Genomic DNA, 19,813 nt, shown 5'->3' on the forward strand with positions numbered 1-19,813 from the left:
TGCGCATGACGACACGACGCGGAACCGTTGCCTGGCTCGTCGGAGCCCTCATGCTGGGCCTCACCTCGGCGAGCGCCGCCGGCACGGCGGCCCCCTCCCCCGGCGAGCAGTACAAGCGCACCGAGCTGTACTTCGGCGGCAACCTGCAGGACGGCACCCCGATCACCCCGGCGCAGTTCGAGTCGTTCCTCGACCGGGAGGTGACGCCGGCGTTCCCCGACGGGCTCACGTGGCTGCAGGCGCACGGCCAGTGGAAGGGCGGCAAGGAGGACTCCTACGTCCTGATCCTGCTCTACCCGCTCTCCGACCGCGGCGCGAACCGCGAGATCGAGGAGATCCGCACCGACTACAAGTCCCAGTTCGGCCAGCAGTCGGTGCTGCGCGCCGACAGCACGGACAAGGTGTCGTTCTAGTGGTGTGGCTCGGAACGTTGCCGGGGGAATTCGCGGTCAGACGGGTGCACCGTGGCTCTGCCCCCACGTCCTCGTACTGGTTGTACGGGGGCGTGGGGGCAGAGCCGCGAGGTGCCCTGCTGAGCGTGGATCACCTCGCCAACGTTCCGAGACGCGCCACTAGGACGAGCGCGAGCGGTCCCGGTCGTCCAGGCGGCCGGAACCGCTCACGACCACCCGCTCCCCCGGGACGAGATCGGAGACGTGCGGCGCCCCCAGGAACCCGTACATGTCGTTGAGCTGGTGCAGCGCCTGCACCGCGTCCCGCCACACCGGGCAGGGCCACGCGCGGTGCTGGCCGTACCAGGTGCGGCACGACCGGCAGCGGTGCCGCTCGTTCGGCTCGTGCATCCGCAGCAGCCCCCGCCACCACGGCAGGGCGGCGCGCAGCTGCTCGCGCAGCTCGTAGACCTCGTGAGGCGACTCCGCCTGGGCGAGCTGGTTCATGGTCTTGTAGACGACGTCGATCACCGAGCGGTGGAACGACCCCTGTCGTTCAGCAAGCGCCATGTCCGGAGGACCTCCGCGAGGTGGCGATCAGGTGGACTCGGTGACCGTCCCGGACCGCGCGGACACCCTCCGCAGTTGAGACGGGCACGGGGTGGAGTCTATGTTGACCAGTGGAGGCCTTTCAACTGGTGAAAATCTGGCCACCCGATCAGCCCTTTCCGTGGGTGGAAAACGTACAGCCGACGAGGGGAGCCGGCCATGGGGGACCGGTCGCTGGCCGACAGGCTCAACAACCTCTTCGCCCGGCACACCGCGAGGTCGGGCCAGGAGTACAGCAACGAACAGGTGGCCGCAGCCATCGCCGACACCGGCGTGACGATCTCGCAGAGCTACATCTGGCAGCTGCGCAAGGGCAAGAAGGACAACCCGACGTTCAAGCACCTGCAGGCGCTGGCAGGCTTCTTCGGTGTGCCCGTTAGCTACTTCTTCGACGACGAGGTCACCGACCGCGTCGACGAGCAGCTGAAGTCGTTGCAGGACGAGCAGTCGCGCCTCAACGAGCTCACCGCGGGCAGCGACGCGCAGCTCATGGCCATGCGCGCGGGCGAGCTGTCCCCGGACCGCCGCCGCCTGGTCATGGAACTGCTCGACGTGGTCTACCGCCAGGAACAGGCCGAGCGCGGCGAAGGATGACTCGTGGCCGAACGCGATCTGCGCAGGCGGTGCCGCCGCCTGCTGAACGAGCTGGACATCCAGCCGCCGCTCGACGTGCAGGAGCTCTGCCGCCGGGTCGGTGACCAGCGTGGCAAGCCGATCCGGCTGATCGCGCACCCGATCCCGGTGCCCGGCCCGTACGGCGTGTGGATCGCGACGGCCAAGGCCGACTACATCCTGTACCAGCAGGAGACGTCGAAGGCGCACCAGAACCACATCATCCTGCACGAGCTCGGGCACCTGCTGGCCGGGCACACGAGCGACGAGCAGGACGACGACCTGCTCACGGGCCTCTACCCCGACCTCGAACCGGACGCGGTGCGGCGGGCGCTGCGGCGCACGTCCTACGACTCCGCCCACGAACGCGAGGCGGAGACGGTCGCGACGATCATCCTGGAGTGGGCGTCGGTGCTCGACAAGGTCGCGCCGCGGGCCTCCGAGGGTCCCGCGCGCCGGATGTCCGCCTCGCTCGCCGACCGCCTGGGGTGGTTGTAGGTGGAGTACCTGAAGGAGACGCAGGGCATCGTCGCGTTCTCCGCGCTGGCGGTGGTCCTGTACCTGCTGGCGCGCCGCCCGTCCGACCCGCGTCTGCGCAGCGTCACCGTCCTGGTGGCGGGCTGGGCGATCGGCTACCCGTTCGGGCGCGCGGCGTCCGGCGGCCGGTGGTTGCTCGGCCTCGACCCGATGGTGTGCCAGCTGATCCAGCACTCGATGCTGCAGGTCGGCGTGTACGGCCTGATCTGCTTCTTCATCTTCTCCGCGCTCGACGACGCGCCGGCCAGGCGGCAGGCGTTGCTGCAGCTCGTCCCGCTCGTGCTGGGCATCACCGTGATGACGTGGGCGGTGCTCGCGATCCCCGACGACCTGCGCGTGGCGGCGGCGCGCGTGCCGAACTCGCTCGGCGGCGGGCCGACCGGGGTCCTCGCGATCACGGTGTTCTACGCGCTCGGCAACGGGTACCTGCTCTACGGCTTCGCGACGATGTTCGTGTGGGCGCGCCGGTACGCGCGCGGCGCCGAGCCCCGGCTGCGGCGCGGGCTGCTGATCACCTCGACGGGCCTCGCGCTGCTGGTGCCGGCCGACGCGATCTTCGTGTCCTCCAACGTCTCCCGCTACTTCGGCGAGCCGCTCCCCCGCTGGCTGCTGACGACCGCGGTGTGGTTCCTGCTGCCGGGCGTGCTGCTCTGCGTGGTCGGCGTGATCTACCCGATCGCGGCGATGCGGTTCGCGGCGTCGCGCCTGTGGCTGCGGCACCTGCGCGCGTACCACCGGCTGGCTCCACTGTGGACGTTGCTGCACGAGTCGTTCCCCGAGGACGCCCTGCACCGCGTGCCGTCGCGGCGGGACGCGTTCTCGCTGCGGGGTGTGCACCGGCGCTACTACCGGCGGGTGATCGAGTGCCGGGACGGGCTGGTGCGGATCAGCCCGTACGTCGCGGAGACGCCGGACTCGCTGCCGCTGGCCGACCGGTTGCGCGCCGGGCTCGAGACGCGCCGCTCGGGTGCCGTGACGCTGCGGCGGCCGATCGCGCTCGCGATCCCCGAGGACGACGGCATGGACGCCGACGTGCGGGAGCTCGAAAAGCTCGCGGTGTCGTTGCGCTGAGCTTATGGTCGGGTCGTGGACCTGCCCGTGATGCCGCCGGTGAAGCCGATGCTCGCGAAGTCCGTGCCCGAGCTGCCGCGCGGGGACGGGCTCTCCTACGAGCCGAAGTGGGACGGCTTCCGCTGCATCGTGTTCCGCGACGGCGACGAGGTGGAGCTGGGCTCGCGCAACGACAAGCCGCTCACCCGGTACTTCCCCGAGGTCGTCGAGCTGCTGCGGGAGGCACTGCCGCCGCGCTGCGTGGTGGACGGCGAGATCGTGCTGGTCACACCGGACGGGCTGAGCTTCGACACGCTGCAGCTGCGGCTGCACCCGGCCGCGTCGCGGGTCAGGAAGCTGTCGGTCGAGACGCCGGCGAGCTTCGTCGCGTTCGACCTGCTGGCACTGGGCGACGAGGACGTGACGGGGCTGCCGCTGGCGGAGCGGCGGTCGCGGCTGGAGAAGGCGGTCTCCGAGGTCCCCGGCGTCTACCTGACACCGTCCACAACGGATCCGGACGTGGCGCAGGACTGGTTCACCCGGTTCGAGGGCGCGGGCTTCGACGGCGTGGTGGTGAAGCCGCTGGACGGCGTCTACGAGCCGGACAAGCGGGTGATGTTCAAGGTCAAGCACGAGCGGACCGCCGACTGCGTGGTGGCGGGTTACCGCCTGCACAAGGACGGCGAGACCGTCGGGTCGCTGGTGCTCGGGCTCTACCAGGACGGCGAGCTGCACAACGTGGGTGTGGCCAGCAGCTTCACCGCGGCGCGGCGGCGGGAGCTGGTCGAGGAGCTGGAGCCGTTGCTGAACCCCGCCGACCACCCGTGGGCCGCGTGGGCGACGTACGAGGGTCCCGGCATGAACAGCCGGTGGAACCCCGAGAAGCAGCTTCAGGTCGTGTTGCTCGCACCGACGCGCGTGGCTGAGGTCCGCTATGAGCACGTGCAGGGCGGACGGTTCCGGCACACCGCACGGCTCGTGCGCTTCCGTGAGGACAAGGCGCCGCTTGAGTGCACGTACGAGCAGCTTGAGGAAGTGCCGCCGGCCGAGTTGGACGCGCTGTTCGGGGAGGCGGAGCGCAGGCGGACAATCGAGTCGTGAAGGTGATCAAGCGGGACGGCACGCACGAGATCGAGATCCAGCGGTCGCGGTTCCTGTGCCACGTCGCCCGCGTCACCACCGACGCCGAGGCCTCGGAGTTCTTCGCGCGGATCCGCAAGGAGCACTGGCAGGCCAACCACAACTGCACGGCGTTCCGGACGGCGGACACCCAGCGCTCGTCCGACGACGGCGAACCCGCCGGCACGGCCGGGGTGCCGATGCTGGAGGTGCTGACCCGGCGCGACCTGGTCGACACCGCGGTGGTCGTCACCCGCTACTTCGGCGGGATCAAGCTCGGCGCGGGTGGCCTGGTCCGTGCGTACGGACGGGCCGTGTCGGAGGCCATCGACGCGTTGGGCACCCTCACCCGCGAACGGCACGAGAGCGTGCTTCTGGCCGTGGACCACGATCAGGCGGGAAAGCTGGAGAACGCGTTGCGCGCGGCCGGGTACCACGTCGCGGACACCGACTACGGTCATGACGTCACCTTCACCGTTCTCACGAAGGACCCGGACGACTTCGAGGTCTGGCTCGCCGCTCAGACCGGCGGCGCGGTGACCGCGATCAGGGGCGAGCCGGTGGACCTCGACAGCTAGAACTTCCCGTCTCAGAACTTCGTGGCCCAGGTCAGGGCGTAGTCGGCGACCTCTTCCCAGCCCGGCGTGCCCATCACGAAGTGCGGCCGGTTCGGGAACTCCTTGATCTCGGTGATGGCCGGACCCTTGTACCGGCGGGCGTTCTCGCGGTTCATCGAGGCGGGCACGACGTTGTCGCCTTCGCTCGCGATGAACAGCAGCGGCGCGCGGTCCGGGTTCTTCAGGTCGACCTTGGTCGCGTTGTGCGTGGTGAAGTTCGCGGTCGCGGCCTGCCAAAGCGGGCGTCCGGGCGCGGTGATGGCGAACTGCTGCCGCAGCGCCTCGGCCTCGTCCTCCGGGAGCGTGTTCGTGAAGGCGTAGTGCCACTCCTGCGGCGACAGCTCGACGTTCCGCTTGACGTTGGCCGGGTTCTTCAGCACCGGGAAGGCTGCCTTGATGGACGAGAACGGCAGGCCCAGCGTGCCCTTGGCGGGTGCCGAGTGGATCGCCACGCCGGCCTTGCCCAGGCCCCGGTCCAGCAGCTTCTGCGTGATCAGGCCGCCGAACGAGTGGCCCATGATGATCGCGTCCTCGGCGTGGTGGTCGCGGATGAACTTCTCCACGTGGTCGGTGATCTCGACGACGCCCAGGCCGTTGGCGACCTCCGGGTGGGCCCTCATCTGCGCGACCTCGCCGTAGCCGGGCCAGGTCGGGGTGAGCACCTCGTGGCCGGCGGCCTCGAACCTCTCGGCGACGTTCTTCCAGCTCGCGGGGGTCAGCCACAGTCCGTGAACCAGCACGATCTTCGACATTTCCGTCTCCCTCGGTCGTGGAGAACGCTCGTTCTCCGGCATGAGTGCTAAGGTAGAGAACGAGCGTTCTCCACGGCAAGGGGTAACTGAGGTGACGACGGACACAAAGGCCCGCGAGAGGGTTCTGGAGGCCGCTGACCGGCTGTTCTACGCGAAGAGCGCGCACGCGGTCGGCATGGACGAGCTGCGCGCGGAGGCCGGCGTTTCGTTGAAGAAGCTCTACTCGCTCTTCGACGGCAAGGACGCGCTCGTCGAGGAGGTGCTGCGCCGGCGGGAGGAGGCCATCACGGCGGCGACCATGAAGTACGTGCTGCGCGCGTCGACGCCGGAGGAGCAGGTCCTCGCGGTCTTCGACTGGATGGCGGACTCGTCGGGGACGACCGACTTCCGCGGCTGCGCGTTCATCAACTCCTACGCGGAGCTGGGGCCGTCCTCGGAGCGCGTGACGGCGGTGGTGCGCCACCAGAAGTCCGGCGTGCGGGGCGCGATCGCGGCGCTGGTGGCGGCGACCGGCCGGCCGGAGTGGGTGGCGGACGCGATCTTCCTGCTGTTCGAGGGGGCGATGACGAACACGGCGATCACCGTGTCGTCCGAGCCCGCGCGGCAAGCGCAGACCGCGGCGCGCTTCCTGCTGGAGAAGACAGCCTGAAGCGCGCCGCGGGTGTCGTGCGTTACGTGCAGGGCTGGGCGTCCGGGTCAGCGCCCGCCTGGGGCACCCACCGGATGTTCGCGAACGAGGCCTGGAACGCGCCGTCGGTGTAGACGAGGAACGGCGTGTTCACGAGCTCCAGGTCCAACCCCTTGTTCGAGAAGCAGGAGACCGGGATCTTGACGGTCGACTTCTGCCCGGCGGGGAGGTCGCGGAACATCTGCGTGGCGTCGATCTCGGCCATGCAGGGGTACTGGCAGTGCGAGCTGATGACCGTGCGGTTGGCCGGGGCCTGGTGCACGATCACGTCGAACACGATGGCCGCGTTCGCGTTGCCGTAGCCGCGCAGGTCGGCGGGCGCGGGGCTCTGCAGGTACACCTGGCCGGGGCCGGTGCCGGTCCACGTCGTCTTGAGCGCGTCCTGCTGGACGTTGACGTCGGACTGCACGACGTTGATCTCGGCGTGCGAGGCCTGACCGTCGGGGCCGATCACGGTGCCGCCCCAGTTCTCCGCCGAACCGATCATCGACTGGTACGGCGCGATGTCGGTGCGGTTGAAGACCTCGAGGTCCTCGGTGGCCGTGCCGCCGCCACCACCGGAGCACAGGGCGCCGGGGCTGGTCTCGTCGAGCGTGCCGACGCGGCCGGTCTCCCAGTCGCGCAGGCCGTAGCCGAGCTTGAACAGCGGCTTCTTGGCGGGCTCACCGGGCAGCGCCGGGCAGGCCTCGCCGGGCCACGAGTAGGACAGCTTGCCGCTGAACCCGTTGTGGCGGCCCTTGATCAGCAGGTCGGCGATGCCGCCGCCCTCGGAGCCGGGCAGCCACGCCGCGACGAACGCGTCGGAGCGGTTGATCTCCTTGTTCATGTAGAGCGCGCGGCCACCGACGTACACGGTGATGACCGGCTTGCCCTTGCCGGAGACCTTGTCCAGCACCGCGATGTCCTGCGGCTGCAGACGAGCGGCCTCGAACGAGCGCTTGCCGAGGTCGCCGACGCCCTCCGCGTACGGGGTCTCGCCGATGACGGCGATGACGGCGTCGAACTGCGCCGGGTCGACGCCCTCCGCGGTCTGGGAGAACGTGACGTTGGACGTGCCCAGGGTGTCCTGGATGCCCTTGAGGATGCTGGTGGCGTTCGGGAAGTCGGCGTTGGTGTTGCCGGTGCCCTGCCAGGACAGCGTCCAGCCACCGGTCTGGTTGCCGATGTTGTCGGCGCTCTTGCCGACCACGAGCACCTTGCTGCGCTTGGACAACGGCAGCACGCGCTTGTTGTTCTTCAGCAGCACGGCGGACTCGCGCACGGCCTCGCGCGCCAGTTCCTTGTGCTGCAAGGCCTTCGCGTCACCGGCGTGCTCGCGCTCCGACGGCTTCTTGGCCTCGAAGATGCCGGCGCGCAGCTTGACGCGCAGGATGCGGGTGACGGCGTCGTCGATGCGCGCCATCGGGATCTCACCGTTCTGGACGGACGCGATCGTGTTGGTGATGAACGCCTTCCAGTCGTTCGGCACCATGAAGATGTCGAGACCGGCGTTGACCGCCTGCGGGCAGCTGCCGTTCGTGCAGCCGGTGACCTGGCCGTGGCCGTTCCAGTCGCCGACGAGCAGGCCGTCGAAGCCCATCTTCTCCTTGAGGATGCCGGTCTGCACGTACTTGGAGCCGTGCACCTTGCCCTCGTTGATGACGTCGTTCGTCCAGCTGTTGAACGAGATCATCACCGACTGCGCACCCGCGGCGAGGGCACCGTAGTAGCCCTGGCCGTGCAGGTTGATCATGTCCTTCTCGGAGAAGGCGTTGACGCCCTGGTCCTTGCCGCCGGTCGTGCCGCCGTCACCGAGGAAGTGCTTGGCGGTGGCGATCACGCCGTCCTCGCTGATGCGCTTCTTGGCGTTGTCCTGCAGGCCGCGGACGGCCTCGTAGCCGTAGGCGCGGGTGATGCGCGGGTCCTCGGAGAAGCCCTCGTACGTGCGGCCCCACCGGTCGTCCTGCACGACGGCGAGCGTCGGCGAGAACGCCCAGTCCTGACCGGTCGCGCGGATCTGCTCGGCCGTGGCCTCGTTGATGTCGCGGATGAGGCACGGGTCCTGCGTCGCGCCGAGACCGATGTTGTGCGGGAAGACCGTCGCACCGTAGACGTTGTTGTTGCCGTGCACGGCGTCGATGCCCCAGATGACGGGGATCTTGGTGCGCGACTGCTTCGACGCCTCGAAGTAGGCGTCCGCGAGCGCGAGCCACTCCTGCGGCGTCGCGTTCTTCTTGGCGCCGGGCCAGCTGCCGCCACCGTTGAGGACGGAGCCGAACCCGTAGGTCTTGACGTCCTCCGGCGTGATCGCGGCGATCTCGGGCTGCGTCATCTGGCCGACCTTCTCGGCCAGCGTCATGTCCTTGAGGATCGCCTTGATGCGGGCCTCGTCCCTGCGGTCGCCGTCCAGCTGGCTGTCGACCTTCGGCCAGCTCTTCAGCTCCGGCAGCGACTTCTCGATGCGCGCACAGCCGTGCTCCGTCCTGGGCTGCCCGATCACCGGTTGCGTCGGCTTCGGCGGCCAGTGCTGCGCGTCCTGCGCCGCGGCCGCCGAGGTCGTGCCGGCGGCGAGCGTCAGCCCCAGCACTGCGGCGAGAGTGCTTCTCCAATGCATGCCGCCGATCCTCAACGGCGTGTTACGTCCGCGTCAATGGGAACGCTCTCACGACTTTGTTCCGGAAACTTTCGGGACGAAAGTCGCATACCGGGCTGAGGGGTGGTGCAGGCGTGTTGCGGGGGCGCTGCGGGGCCTTGCGGTGGGCCGGTCGGGGTAGTGGATGGGTGGTGGCGTGGGGTTTTGGGGTGGTCTGTTGAGGTTGCGTGGCGTGGGTCGGCTTGTGTCCGGCTGGTGGCTGTTCCAGCGGAGGGGCTGGGTGCCGTGCGACTGGTCGCCTTGCGAGGGTGGTCGCCTTTGGTCGCGCGTCCCGTCGCCTTCCAGCGTGGTCACCTTGCGTCCTGTACCGAGCCGGTGCCGGGCATCGCCGCTTCGCGACGATCGCGATTGGGGCTTGACTTCGGGGCCCTTGCGAGGCCTTCCTCGGCCCAGAAAAGCCGGGTCTGAACAGCCCGGCCGAGGGTCAAGTTTAAGGCCTCGCACCCAAAGTCAAGCCCCAATCGCCGTCGTGGTTGCGTCACCACCACTGACCCGACATCCATCACTCACACGCCTCGGCTTCGCCATCGCGCCATGCCCGCTTGACTGAGGCCCAGTGCTCACACGCCTCGGCTTCGCCATCGCTTGCGGCGGGCTTGGGGTGGCTGGCCTTCGGCATTGCCCTCAAAGGATTTCCAAGCGCCCTCGTGGTGTTGTCCACGGCATGCCTGCTGCCTTGGCCGGGTCCGTGAACGCCAGCACCGACTCGTCCAGCCTCAAGAACTGCAGCTCGCCCGACCACGTCTCGTCCGCCTCGCCCGCGACGAGCAGCAGCGGTCGTCCGCCGATCGTCAGCCGGACCTCGGCCACCACGCCCTCGTCGCCGTAGACGGTCACCTCGGTGATCGGGCCTACCGGCAGTTCGTCGTCCAGCACGCGCCAGCGGGTGCCGCTGTGCGGCTCGCGCCAGTGGTCCGGGTCCTGGACGCGCGTGTCGGTGTCCTTCCACAGGCCCCAGCAGTCGTGGTGCTGGTACGTGCCGATGCCGAACCTGCCGTCTGCCAGGACGGCCTGCAAGCCCCAGAGTTGCAGGCAAGGGACGGCTGGGTCGCGGAAGACGTGTGGGCCTGCGTCCGGGGTGTTCTCGCGCAACGCGAACTCCACGCCGATCCACGACTGCACGTGTCGGCCGTTCAGGGACGCGAACTCGCGCGCCCTGTCGGCCCTCCAGGCCTCTTCGTCCACAGTGGAAGTGTCCGGTAGGGAGGCGTGGATTTCCTGGTGATTTATCGGCGCAGCATGCGGCTGTCGAACCCTGCCCCGACAAGTCGCTCGTAGGCAGCGTGCACACCGGCCGGTACGTCCTGTGTCACGGCGAAGCCCAGGTTCGGGTACTCCACCACCCGTTGCAGATCTCCGACGAGCATGTCGATGACGAGCTTCTCGTCGCCGATCTGCCTGAGGTAGTCGCCGAACTTCAGTGGTTCCGAGGCGCACACCACCTCGACCTCCGGCCAGACCTTCCGGCACGTGGCGTAGGCGCGGCGCTCCATGTACGGCTTCGAAATGAGCAGGACTGAGCGAGGCGTTAGTCCGTGCTCCGTCAGCAGCGCGCGGGACAGCGTCACGTTCTGACCGGTGTTGGCCGCCGCCGGCTCCACGAGGATCGCGCTGTCCGGCACGCCGAGCGACAGGGCGTGCTCGCGGTAGTGCACTGCCTCGCCGTTCGGAAACCGCGCGGCGGTCGTCGGGCTGTTGCCGCCGCTGAACACCAGCAGCGGGAACAGACCGGCGTGGTACAGCTCGGCCGCGAAGCCGGCTACACCGAGATCGTGGCTGCCCAGACCGATCGCGACGTCCACGGGACGCGGTTCGTGTCCCATCTGGTGGTAGTCCCAGATGGTCTCGGCGTCGCGCAGGTGCTCGTCGCTGATGAGCTGGCTCACGGGTGCTGTGCTCCTAGTTCACGCGTTCGAAGGCGTTTCGGATGGTCTCGATGCTGGCCAGTTGGTGGGACATGCCGAACGTACGGGACGTCCCGGCGGCCTCGTCGAGCAGCCGGAGCCCGCCGTCCGAGGTCGCGTGGTCGGACAGGAGCACGTGGCCGTGAGCTGTCTGCAACCTGACCCGCTGCATGGGGGAATCGGAGCGGTTCGCGAGCGCGATGTCGAGGTGGCTCAGCGCCGCTCCGAGAGCTCCCGCGCCGCGGTGCGCGAGGGCCATCTTCTGATGTGCGACAGACCAGTCGTCGGGCTCTTCGAGCTCTTCGAACAGGCGGATCGCCTCCGCCATCACGGTCACCGCGTGGTCGTTGGAGCCCTTCTTGCTGAGGGCTGTGCCGACCCACAGAAGGGCTCGGGTGCGGTCGCGGGGGCTGAGCCGGGCGTCCCTTGCCAGCAGCTCGTACCGGCGGGCAGCGAGTTCGAGTCGCCCGTTCGTCTCCTCCACGACGGCCAGGGACAACTCGACCTGCGCCATGCGGCGAGGCGCCCGCAGATCGACGAAGAACTGGTGGGCACGACGGTAGGTGTGCGAGGCCGACAACGGTCCCCGGACGTCGCCCCGGTCTCGCTGCAGGTCACCGAGCAGGACGAGCGACCGGGCGTGCAGGTGCAGGCCCGGTCCATCGAGCTCCAGCGGCGAGAAACGCCGCAGCCAGCGGTCGACGAGGCTTCCCGCGAACGCGAAGTCCTGCCTGGCCAGGCACGCCGCGGCCCGCCCGAGGTCGTCCGTCCAGGTCTCGTAGTCCCACTCTCGCGGACCACTGCGGTAGTAGTCGCGCACCGGTGCCTCACCGTCCTGCCTCAGCAACAACTCGAAGCGCTGCTTCGCTTCCGCATCCGCCGCGGACAAAGCGGTGTCCAGAATGGACTGCATGAACGGGCGCGGAGTGGTCCCGGTGCCGAGTGACTCCCACTTGGTGACGGTGCGGACGCCGATGCCGAGTCGCTCCGCGAAAGCACGCACGCTCAGCCGCAACGCGCGACGGAGCGCCCGTGCTTCACGACCCGTCCAGTGAGCCAGTGACCCCATGCCGTGACCTCCCGCTCCCATGGAAGCAGGTGCGCACAGCCGGATGCGCCGCAAGTGCCACGGAAGTGCCACACCGGTTCGTTCCCGGCGGAAGCGGTTGCGGACAGGCTGTTCCCAGGTCACCGATGCTCTGGAAGATCAGGAGATGTAGATGTCAGCGATCACCTGCGCCCCCGCCGCCGTCCCGTCCGAGGTCCGGCACCGACTGCGCCTCCAACTGGCCGCCGAGCACTCGATCACCGTGGTCGAGGCCGACCGGATCGTCGTCGACACGATCAGCTTCCTGACGGTGTGCGCGGCCGCACCTCACCGCGGGTTCAGGCCGAGCAGGCAGGTCGACCTGGGCTGGCACCAGTTCATCCTCAACACCCGCGACTACGCGGACTTCTGCGATCGCACGGCCGGGAGGTTCATCCACCACGTCCCGGACGAGTTCGACGCACCGGTGCGTCGCACGACAGCGGAGGCTCTCGGTCCTACTGTGGAGGCGATCAAGGCTGCCGGACTGCCGTTCCACGCCGAGTTGTGGCTGGCCGGCGAAGGCCGCTGTTCACAGTGCCACTCGGGCTGCACCACCTGCGGCCAAGGCGAAGATCCGAACTGAGGAACGCAGATGATCGACCGCTTCGAGTGGCGCGATCTGCCCGTCGGCGTGCGCGTCGCCGTGCAGGACCACACCGGTGCGGTGCGGAGAGCGGAATCCGCTTCTGTCGGCCGCAACTCCGCGTTCGCCGCGTCGCTGACGACAGCGGAGGGACCGGTGTTCTGCAAAGGAGGCAGAACCGGCAGTTCGCAGGCGGTCATGCACCGCAACGAGGCGGCGGTGAGTTCCCACCTGCCAGGAGACCTGGCTCCACGGTTGCTGTGGCAGGTCGAGGAAGAGGGCTGGCTGCTGCTCGGGTTCGAGCACGTCTCCGGGCGGCACGCCGACCTGTACCCCGGCTCGGCCGATCTCCCCCTGGTGGCGGACGCTGTCACCAGGATCGCGGGCATCACGCCACCGGCGACTCGGCGGATGATCGCCGCTCACTGGGAGGCGGCGCTGGCGAACGAGACCGACGAGTTGGCGGCACGGGCTCCTCGGTACATGCACGGGCAGACCCTGGTCCACTCGGATCTCAACCCGTTGAACATCCTCGTGGCCGATACCGCTCGTGTCGTCGACTGGGCGTGGTGGCGGATCGGCGCGGCGTGGATCGACCCCGCCTTCACGGTCGTGCGGCTCGTGGCGGAGGGGCACGAGCCCGGACCGGCGGAGGAATGGGCCGCGCAGTTCGACGCGTTCCGGGACGCCCCCGCCGAGGCCATCACCGCGTTCGCGGCGTCGCTGGTGTGCCTGTGGGGCCGGAGGTTCGCGGGCACAGCGGCCACCGAGGCGGCCCGGACGTGGGTCGAGCACCGGATGACGAACGGCCCCGGGTTTCCGTGAAACCCGGGGCCGTCGGTACACACGTCAGCCTGCGAGGGCGCGCACCCGGCGCAGGACCTCGTCGGTGCCCAGCGTGCGGGCCACCGCGTGCAGGTCCGGGCTGGCCTTCGAACCGGTGAGGGCGACGCGGATCAGCTGCGCCGCCTCGCGGATCGAGCCCGGGTAGGCGTCCGGGTTCTTCTTCAGTTCCTTCGGGTTCGGGGCGAAGCCGTGCTTCGCGGCCAGCTCGCGGATCTGGCCGAACCACTCCTGGCCGTCCTCGAGGTCGGCGTAGCCGTCGGCGAAGTCCGCGGCGAAGGCCGCGATCAGGTCCGGGGACAGGCCGCCGAGGCGCTCGTCGGTCCGGTCGGAGACCAGCGGGAAGAGCGACGGGAAGAAGAAGCCGTAGGCGGTGCGGAAGTCCGACCACTTGCGGAGGTCCTTGCGCGGGTTCGCGACCTCCGGGCCGCGCTCGACGCGCAGGGCAGCCAGGGCCGCGTCGCGCTCGGCGGCGAGCACCTCGACCAGTTCGGGGTCGTACGTGGCCGCCCACTCCGAGACGCGGTCGATGATCTCCTCGCCGGAGAGGGTGGCGACGTAGTCGGCGCAGATGTCGTCGAGCTTCACCAGGTCGACGAGCGGGCCCGCCACGCCGCACTCGGCGAGGGAGATCGGGGCCTCCAGGGCCTCGGCCAGCGGGAGCTCGGCCAGGCGGGCGTTCACGAGGCCGCGCAGGTAGTACTGGACGGCCTCGGCGGGGAAGCCCGCCTCGATGAAGAACTCGACGGACGCCTCGGGGTCCTTGCGCTTCGACAGCTTGCGGCGGGAGCCGCCCTGCTGCTTCATCAGCGGCGCGATGTGGGCGTACTCGACCCGCTCGAAGCCCAGGGCGTCGAACAGCTGCAGGTGCGTCGGGACGGACGAGATCCACTCCTCGCCGCGGATCACCAGGTTCACGCGCATCAGGTGGTCGTCGACGGCGTGCGCGAAGTGGTACGTGGGCAGGCGCGGGGACTGGTCGGACGCCTTGAGGATGACGACGTCGTTGCGGTTGGCCTCGTGCTCCAGGGTGCCGCGGATGGCGTCGACGAACGACGTGCGCTCCCCCGCCTTGCCCGGCGAGCGGAAGCGGACGACGTACGGGCGGCCGGCCTCCAGTGCCTCGGCAACGTCCTCGGCCGTCTTGTCGCGCCAGATCGCCCAGCGGCCGTAGTAGCCGGTGGGGAGCTTGGTGGCCTGCTGGCGCGCGGTGATGTCCGCGAGCTCGTCCTTCGTCGCGAAGCACAGGTACGCCTTGTCCTCGCGCAGCAGCTCGCGCACGTAGGTCAGGTAGATCTGCTCGCGCTTCGACTGGTGGTACGGGCCGTACGCGCCCACCTCGTCGGCCTCGTCGGGCTGGATGCCGAAGTACTCGAAGGCCTGGTTGAACTGCGCGACGGCGCCCTCGACCTCACGGGCCTGGTCGGTGTCCTCGACGCGCACGATGTACGAGCCACCGGAGTGGGTCGCGATGTCGCGGTCGATCGACCCGACGTACAGGCCGCCGATGTGCAGGAACCCGGTCGGCGACGGGCCCAGGCGGACGACCTTCGCGCCTTCGCCGAGCCCGCGGGGCGGGTACTGCTCCTCCCAGTGGGACGGCTCGGGCAGGTCCGAGGGGAAGAGGGCGTCGACGACGGCACGGTCGAGCATCGCTGGGGGTCTCCATAACCGGGGTGGAAGAAGTCCTCCCAGGTTAGCAACGCGGGCCAGCCGAAATGCCGCGCCCCAGATCAAGAGCCTAAGCTCACTCGCCATGGCCAAGTACCTCGACGTCCACCCGGTCAACCCGCAGAAGCGCGCCATCGACCAGGCCGTGCGGATCCTGCAGGAGGACGGCCTGATCGCGTACCCGACCGACTCCTGCTACGCGCTGGGCTGCCGCCTGGGCAACAAGGACGGCATCGACCGCATCCGGGAGATCCGCAAGCTCGACGACAAGCACCACTTCACGCTGATGTGCGAGAACTTCGCCCAGCTCGGCCAGTTCGTGGTGGTGGACAACGCGGTGTTCCGCGCGGTCAAGGCGTCCACGCCGGGCAACTACACGTTCATCCTGCCCGCCACCAAGGAGGTGCCGCGCCGGATGATGCACCCGAAGAAGAAGACGGTGGGCGCGCGCATCCCCGACCACGTGGTGACGCAGGCGCTGCTGGAGGCGATGGGTGAGCCGCTGCTCACGTCCACGCTGCTGCTGCCCGACGAGGCCGAGCCCCTGATCGACGGCTGGGAGATCAAGGAGCGGCTCGACCACGTGGTGGACGCGGTGATCGACTCCGGGGAGTGCGGCACCACGCCCACCACGGTGGTGGACTTCTCGAGCGGCGAGGCCGAGATCATCCGCTACGGCGCGGGCGACCCGGCCAGGTTCGAATAGCCCCTACGACACGACCAGCGCGTAGTCGGCGTCGGTCGCGGCGGTCTCGACGTGACCGTCCACGTTGACCGAGGTGGCGATCACCTCGATCGTCCAGGTGCCCGCGGCCGCGGTCTGGAGCAGCACGTTCTCCACGGTGTCGACGGTGTTCGCGGAGCCGCCCGACGTGGAGAAGTTGCCGGCCAGCAGGCCGTTGTTGCCCCAGTAGACGGTGCCGTTCGGGGCGGTGACCTTCAGCGACAGGTCGTTGACCGTCGCCTTGGCCGCGGTCGGCGACCCGGCCGGGTCCGTGTACGCCAGGGTGGCGCGCAGGGGCTGGCCGGTGGACGTGAAGGTGTACTTGCGCGACTGACCGGTCGTGAGCAGGTCGGTCTCGTTCACCAGCACCGGCAGCTTCCAGCCGCCCGCCTTGGCGCGGTCGTACAGGTTGCGCACGGACGCCGTGCCCCAGCCCTGGTGCGTGCGGGTCTGGTCGTGGGTGGTGCCGGAGAACGTGTGCTGGTTCGCGGTGTTGACCAGCAACGCCTTCGCCGTGGCCGCGTGCGGGCGCGCGGTGAACACGTCACGGCCCTTGCCGGGACCGCCGTCGAACACGCCGTCCGCCCACATCTGGAACAGCAGACCGGCGTTGCCGCAGGTGATCGGCGTGGCGCCGGACGTGCCGCCGAACGACGTCGTGTAGGCGGTGTCGCTGGTGGAGGTCGTGGTGTCGATGCGGTCGTAGTAGTTGGAGAGCTCGGGTTTGATGCGGCCGTCTGCGGCGGGGCCGATCGACGCTCCGCCGTTCCACTTGTCGTCGGCGCGGTCGAGGGTGTTGTAGTGGTAGTGGCCGCCGACCGAGAGCACGTTCTTCGCCCACGCCTGGGGCCGCGAGCTCCTGGTGCCCGCGTTGCTCTGCGACTGGCAGATCAGCAGGTCGTGGTCGAACACGATCCGGTCCATCTGCTGCGAGATCGACGTGTAGGACGTCGTGAGCGAGTCGCCCCAGCTGTTGGACTGGAACACCGCGCGGTACTGGCCCGCGGGGTCGACGAGCCGCTTGGTGTGGGCGTAGCGGTCACCGGAGTTGTAGACGGCCGTGATGCCCTGGCCCTCCGGCAGCAGGCCGCGGTGCGCGGACGAGACGCCGGACGCGAAGATCTGCCCGTACGTCGCGGTGCCGTGCGAGGTGTTCGTCGAGTTCGCGGTGTGCTGGATCGGCGGCTTCGCGCGGAACTCCTGGTGCGAGATGCGGAATCCGCCGTCCATCACCTCACCGCGCACGCCCTGGCCCTTGTAGCCGCCGGCGCTCTCGATGTGGTTGGCACCGGACGACTCGCGCGAGATCGCCATGTCGGTCTCCGGCGCGGACACCGGGTCGATCGCGATCACGGCCGGCAGCTTCGCGAGCTGCGCGGCCTGCCCGGCGTCCAGGGTGGCCATGATGTGCTCACGGCTCTCGGAGATGACGTTCACCGTGCCGCCCAAGGACTTCACCTTGGCGGCGACGGCCTTCTGGTCGCGCACGTCCTGCTCGACCAGCGTGATCAGGTAGTCGGACGAGCCGCCCAGCGCCATGATCTGCGGCTGGGCCTGGAACGGCTGCACCCCCTTGACGTAGCTCAGCCGCGACACGCGCGCGGTGTTCGTCATGCGGGCCAGGTAGGTGCCGTCCTGGACGAACGCGCCGAGCCGGACGCCGAGTCCCTGGAGCTGGTGGCGCTGGCCGTCGTTCAGGGTGGTGCGGAACTGGAGCAGATAGGCGCCCTCGGCCGGCGCTGCCACCGCGGGGACGCCGCTGACCAGCGACAACACCGCGGCAACGCTCACTATTGTGCGCAGCACGAATACAACCTCCATCGGCAGGGTTGGCGGCGACCGGAGGGAGTCACCGCCCGTGACCAGCACGTTACCGCTGGAAGCCGGGTCACGACATCAGTCGTTCGGCGGTGATCATCTTGCGAGACGGTGTAGAAGAATCGCTGCGCCCGCCTCCATTCACGTTCACCCGGATGGTGCATCCGGAGTAACGTCCGATCAGGTAAGCCCGACATGCCCGGCAAAGCATTTCCGCGCGGAGGACGGATGTCTGTCGCACCTGACCAGCTGATGGAAGAACTGCGCACCCTGTGCCGCGGGCGGGGCGTGCAGACTCCCGGTATCGACTTGCACGTCGGACCGGCGCTGCGCCGGGTGTGCGGCATCGTCGAGACCGACGGCGCGGAGGCGGTGCGCACGAAACTGCGCGAGTGGGTCGCGAACGCGGCGCGCGGTTTCCCGGTGGAGGTCCGCAACGCGGTTCTGGCGCCGCTCGGACTGCACGACGACGCGCAGTTCCGGTTCCTCAACGAACGCATCGAGTGGCTCGCGCGGCAGCAGGACCGCGGCGCGCGCACGGTGCGCAGGAGGATGGACGCCGGACTGCAGCGCCTGGTGGAAGTGGCGCTGCAGCCGGCCCCCTCGACGACGCTGGTCGCGCCGTCGGAACATTGGCACGTCAAGGAGTTCGACGCGCTGCTGAAGCTGGACGGTCCGACGCCCGCGTGCACGGAACGCCGGACCGTGGTGGCCGACACCGACGGTGTCAACGAGATCGCGTGGTCCATCACGATCCCCGCCCCCACGCCCGGTGGTACTCCAGGCGACCTGGACGTGGAGGTGTTGCACGGAGTCGAGCTCATCGGCCACGAACGTCCGTCACCGCGGCGCTTCCTGATGAAGCTGCGGTTGCCCCGACCCCTCAACGCGGGGCAAACGCACCAGTTCGCGCTCGAAGTTCGCGTACCGCGCGGACAATCGATGCGTCCGACCTACGTGTTCTGGCCGGAGCGGTTGTGCGAGTCGTTCCGGTTGCGGGTGCGGTTCGACCGGGACGACCTCCCGGAATCGGTGTGGCGCGTCGAGGAAGCCCTCGCGCGCGACACCGATGACCTGACGCCCTGGCCGCAGACGCTGCCGCTGGACGAGATCGGGGAGATCGACGTGCAGTTCCCCCACCCTCGTCAGGGCCGCGGCTACGGGGTCCAGTGGACGCCACGCGCTTGACCGGAGACGCTCAGACCAGCTCGATGCAGAAGTGCGGTTCCACGGCTGACACCTCCCTTTGATGAACAGGGAGAACCGCAGTCCGAAGTCGAGTCAGATCACCGTTGCGATGAAGACACTGCCGGCCATGAATCCCACGAAAAGGCAGATCGCGGCAACCTTCATAACGGTGGCGAGTGAGCAGATCATTCTCATCGAGAAACTCACCTTCTCATTCTGACTGGCTTTCGGGCTGATGTTCTCGCCGATGCACCAAGAGTGGCTTTTCGCCGGTCGAATGAGAACGGGTTTCCTGTTTCCACCTAAATGATGAAACCCTGCGGGAAACTCTATTTCTGGGTCGTGCGGCGCAGCGCCATGACGAGCAGCGCGTGCGAGCTGCCGGCGTGCGGGAGCATGCCCTGGCGGACCAGGTCGAGCGCGTGGCAGAACGGCATGGTGCGCACGCGCAGGTCCGCCTCACCGGGTTCGAGCGACGGCTCGCCCTGGGTGAGGTCGGTGGCCAGGAAGATGTGGTCGACGTGGTTGCTGAGGCTGTCGGCGCCGTGGATCTGGCCGAGCCGCTCCCACTTCGCCGCGCGCAGCCCCGTCTCCTCCGCGAGCTCGCGGCGGGCCGCGGCCAGCGGATCGGCGTCGGTCTCGTCGACGGCGCCGCCGGGCAGCCGCCACTCCGTGCCGCCGTGGGTGTAGATCCACTGGCGGGTCAGCACGACCTCGTCGTCGTCCTGGATCGCGAGGACCGTGACCGATCCCGGGGCGACCACGTGCGTGTAGGTGCCGCGACCGCCATCGGGTCTGACGACGCTGTCGGAGTGCACCTCGAACCACTGCGACCGGTGGACCACGTTGGTCGCCAAGCGCTGCCAGACCATCACCACACCAGCCGCCTCGTCGGACCGCGTCATCACCATGACTCACATGGAACCATCGCCGACCGCTCCAGATAGCCCCAGTTGATCGTCAATCACAGGCCAATTAATGGAC

At 69.0% G+C, this 19,813-nt stretch carries 20 protein-coding genes; 11 read left to right on the forward strand and 9 right to left on the reverse strand.

The features are described 5' to 3' along the window. Window positions 1-5: 5 nt before the first annotated feature. Window positions 6-413 (forward strand): DUF3574 domain-containing protein, encoded by a 408-nt coding sequence (locus ABZX02_RS05730; protein WP_355295188.1) that lies wholly within the window; start codon window positions 6-8, stop codon window positions 411-413. 159 nt (window positions 414-572) lie between these two features. Here the strand turns inward: ABZX02_RS05730 and ABZX02_RS05735 are convergent, their stop codons facing one another. Continuing rightward, a complete protein-coding gene (locus ABZX02_RS05735; protein WP_355295189.1) occupies window positions 573-962 on the reverse strand; it encodes a hypothetical protein in 390 nt (129 codons plus the stop codon). A gap of 198 nt (window positions 963-1,160) precedes the next feature. Here ABZX02_RS05735 and ABZX02_RS05740 point away from each other — a divergent pair, with 198 nt between their 5' ends. From ABZX02_RS05740 to ABZX02_RS05760, 5 genes are read left to right on the forward strand one after another with little or no spacing between them, the layout of a single operon-like run. Further along, window positions 1,161-1,595 (forward strand): helix-turn-helix domain-containing protein, encoded by a 435-nt coding sequence (locus tag ABZX02_RS05740; RefSeq protein ID WP_355295191.1) that lies wholly within the window; start codon window positions 1,161-1,163, stop codon window positions 1,593-1,595. Between the two features lie 3 nt (window positions 1,596-1,598). After that, a complete protein-coding gene (locus tag ABZX02_RS05745) occupies window positions 1,599-2,111 on the forward strand; it encodes a hypothetical protein (RefSeq protein ID WP_355295193.1) in 513 nt (170 codons plus the stop codon). Then, window positions 2,112-3,221 (forward strand): MAB_1171c family putative transporter, encoded by a 1,110-nt coding sequence (locus ABZX02_RS05750; protein WP_355295195.1) that lies wholly within the window; start codon window positions 2,112-2,114, stop codon window positions 3,219-3,221. Window positions 3,222-3,236: 15 nt separating this feature from the next. After that, entirely contained in the window at window positions 3,237-4,301 is a 1,065-nt protein-coding gene (locus tag ABZX02_RS05755) for an ATP-dependent DNA ligase (RefSeq protein ID WP_355295197.1), read from the forward strand. Next, window positions 4,298-4,897, forward strand: coding sequence for a YigZ family protein (locus tag ABZX02_RS05760; protein WP_355295198.1), 600 nt, complete (start codon window positions 4,298-4,300; stop codon window positions 4,895-4,897). Before ABZX02_RS05755 ends, ABZX02_RS05760 begins: the two co-directional genes overlap by 4 nt. Before the next feature lie 11 nt (window positions 4,898-4,908). On the opposite strand, the gene ABZX02_RS05765 is transcribed toward ABZX02_RS05760, so the two are convergent. After that, complete coding sequence (locus tag ABZX02_RS05765; RefSeq protein ID WP_355295199.1) at window positions 4,909-5,688, reverse strand: alpha/beta hydrolase; 780 nt, start codon at window positions 5,686-5,688, stop codon at window positions 4,909-4,911. Between the two features lie 91 nt (window positions 5,689-5,779). On the opposite strand from ABZX02_RS05765, the gene ABZX02_RS05770 reads away from it, so the two are divergent. Continuing rightward, window positions 5,780-6,337: a TetR/AcrR family transcriptional regulator gene (locus ABZX02_RS05770; RefSeq protein WP_355295201.1), complete on the forward strand. Its 558-nt coding sequence runs from the start codon at window positions 5,780-5,782 to the stop codon at window positions 6,335-6,337. Between the two features lie 22 nt (window positions 6,338-6,359). Here the strand turns inward: ABZX02_RS05770 and ABZX02_RS05775 are convergent, their stop codons facing one another. The 4 genes from ABZX02_RS05775 to ABZX02_RS05790 form a co-directional block, all read right to left on the reverse strand. Beyond that, window positions 6,360-8,969: an exo 1,3/1,4-beta-D-glucan glucohydrolase gene (locus ABZX02_RS05775; RefSeq protein ID WP_355295203.1), complete on the reverse strand. Its 2,610-nt coding sequence runs from the start codon at window positions 8,967-8,969 to the stop codon at window positions 6,360-6,362. Window positions 8,970-9,632: 663 nt separating this feature from the next. Beyond that, window positions 9,633-10,193, reverse strand: coding sequence for a hypothetical protein (locus tag ABZX02_RS05780; protein WP_355295204.1), 561 nt, complete (start codon window positions 10,191-10,193; stop codon window positions 9,633-9,635). A 41-nt stretch (window positions 10,194-10,234) separates the two neighbouring features. Further along, the gene (locus ABZX02_RS05785; protein WP_355295206.1) at window positions 10,235-10,894 is read right to left on the reverse strand and encodes a YdcF family protein; all 660 of its coding nucleotides are present in this window, start codon (window positions 10,892-10,894) and stop codon (window positions 10,235-10,237) included. 13 nt (window positions 10,895-10,907) lie between these two features. Continuing rightward, window positions 10,908-11,981 (reverse strand): hypothetical protein, encoded by a 1,074-nt coding sequence (locus ABZX02_RS05790; RefSeq protein WP_355295208.1) that lies wholly within the window; start codon window positions 11,979-11,981, stop codon window positions 10,908-10,910. Window positions 11,982-12,132: 151 nt separating this feature from the next. Between ABZX02_RS05790 and ABZX02_RS05795 the strand changes: the two genes are divergently transcribed. Both ABZX02_RS05795 and ABZX02_RS05800 read left to right on the forward strand, forming a co-directional pair. Next, window positions 12,133-12,585 (forward strand): hypothetical protein, encoded by a 453-nt coding sequence (locus ABZX02_RS05795; RefSeq protein ID WP_355295210.1) that lies wholly within the window; start codon window positions 12,133-12,135, stop codon window positions 12,583-12,585. 9 nt (window positions 12,586-12,594) lie between these two features. Next, window positions 12,595-13,410 carry a hypothetical protein gene (locus tag ABZX02_RS05800; protein WP_355295211.1) on the forward strand — a complete coding sequence of 272 codons (816 nt, stop codon included), beginning with the start codon at window positions 12,595-12,597 and terminating at the stop codon, window positions 13,408-13,410. Between the two features lie 24 nt (window positions 13,411-13,434). On the opposite strand, the gene ABZX02_RS05805 is transcribed toward ABZX02_RS05800, so the two are convergent. After that, a complete protein-coding gene (locus tag ABZX02_RS05805; RefSeq protein WP_355295213.1) occupies window positions 13,435-15,081 on the reverse strand; it encodes a glutamate--tRNA ligase family protein in 1,647 nt (548 codons plus the stop codon). A gap of 103 nt (window positions 15,082-15,184) precedes the next feature. Here ABZX02_RS05805 and ABZX02_RS05810 point away from each other — a divergent pair, with 103 nt between their 5' ends. Next, window positions 15,185-15,805, forward strand: a complete 621-nt coding sequence (locus ABZX02_RS05810) for an L-threonylcarbamoyladenylate synthase (protein ID WP_355295215.1) — start codon at window positions 15,185-15,187, stop codon at window positions 15,803-15,805. A 3-nt stretch (window positions 15,806-15,808) separates the two neighbouring features. On the opposite strand, the gene ABZX02_RS05815 is transcribed toward ABZX02_RS05810, so the two are convergent. Next, window positions 15,809-17,629, reverse strand: a complete 1,821-nt coding sequence (locus ABZX02_RS05815) for a S8 family serine peptidase (protein ID WP_355295216.1) — start codon at window positions 17,627-17,629, stop codon at window positions 15,809-15,811. 240 nt (window positions 17,630-17,869) lie between these two features. Here ABZX02_RS05815 and ABZX02_RS05820 point away from each other — a divergent pair, with 240 nt between their 5' ends. Beyond that, entirely contained in the window at window positions 17,870-18,829 is a 960-nt protein-coding gene (locus ABZX02_RS05820) for a hypothetical protein (protein ID WP_355295217.1), read from the forward strand. Between the two features lie 329 nt (window positions 18,830-19,158). On the opposite strand, the gene ABZX02_RS05825 is transcribed toward ABZX02_RS05820, so the two are convergent. Continuing rightward, complete coding sequence (locus ABZX02_RS05825) at window positions 19,159-19,740, reverse strand: NUDIX hydrolase (RefSeq protein ID WP_355295218.1); 582 nt, start codon at window positions 19,738-19,740, stop codon at window positions 19,159-19,161. Window positions 19,741-19,813 lie beyond the last annotated feature (73 nt).

The sequence above is a fragment of the Lentzea sp. NPDC003310 genome, from assembly GCF_040610935.1.
GTDB lineage: Bacteria > Actinomycetota > Actinomycetes > Mycobacteriales > Pseudonocardiaceae > Lentzea.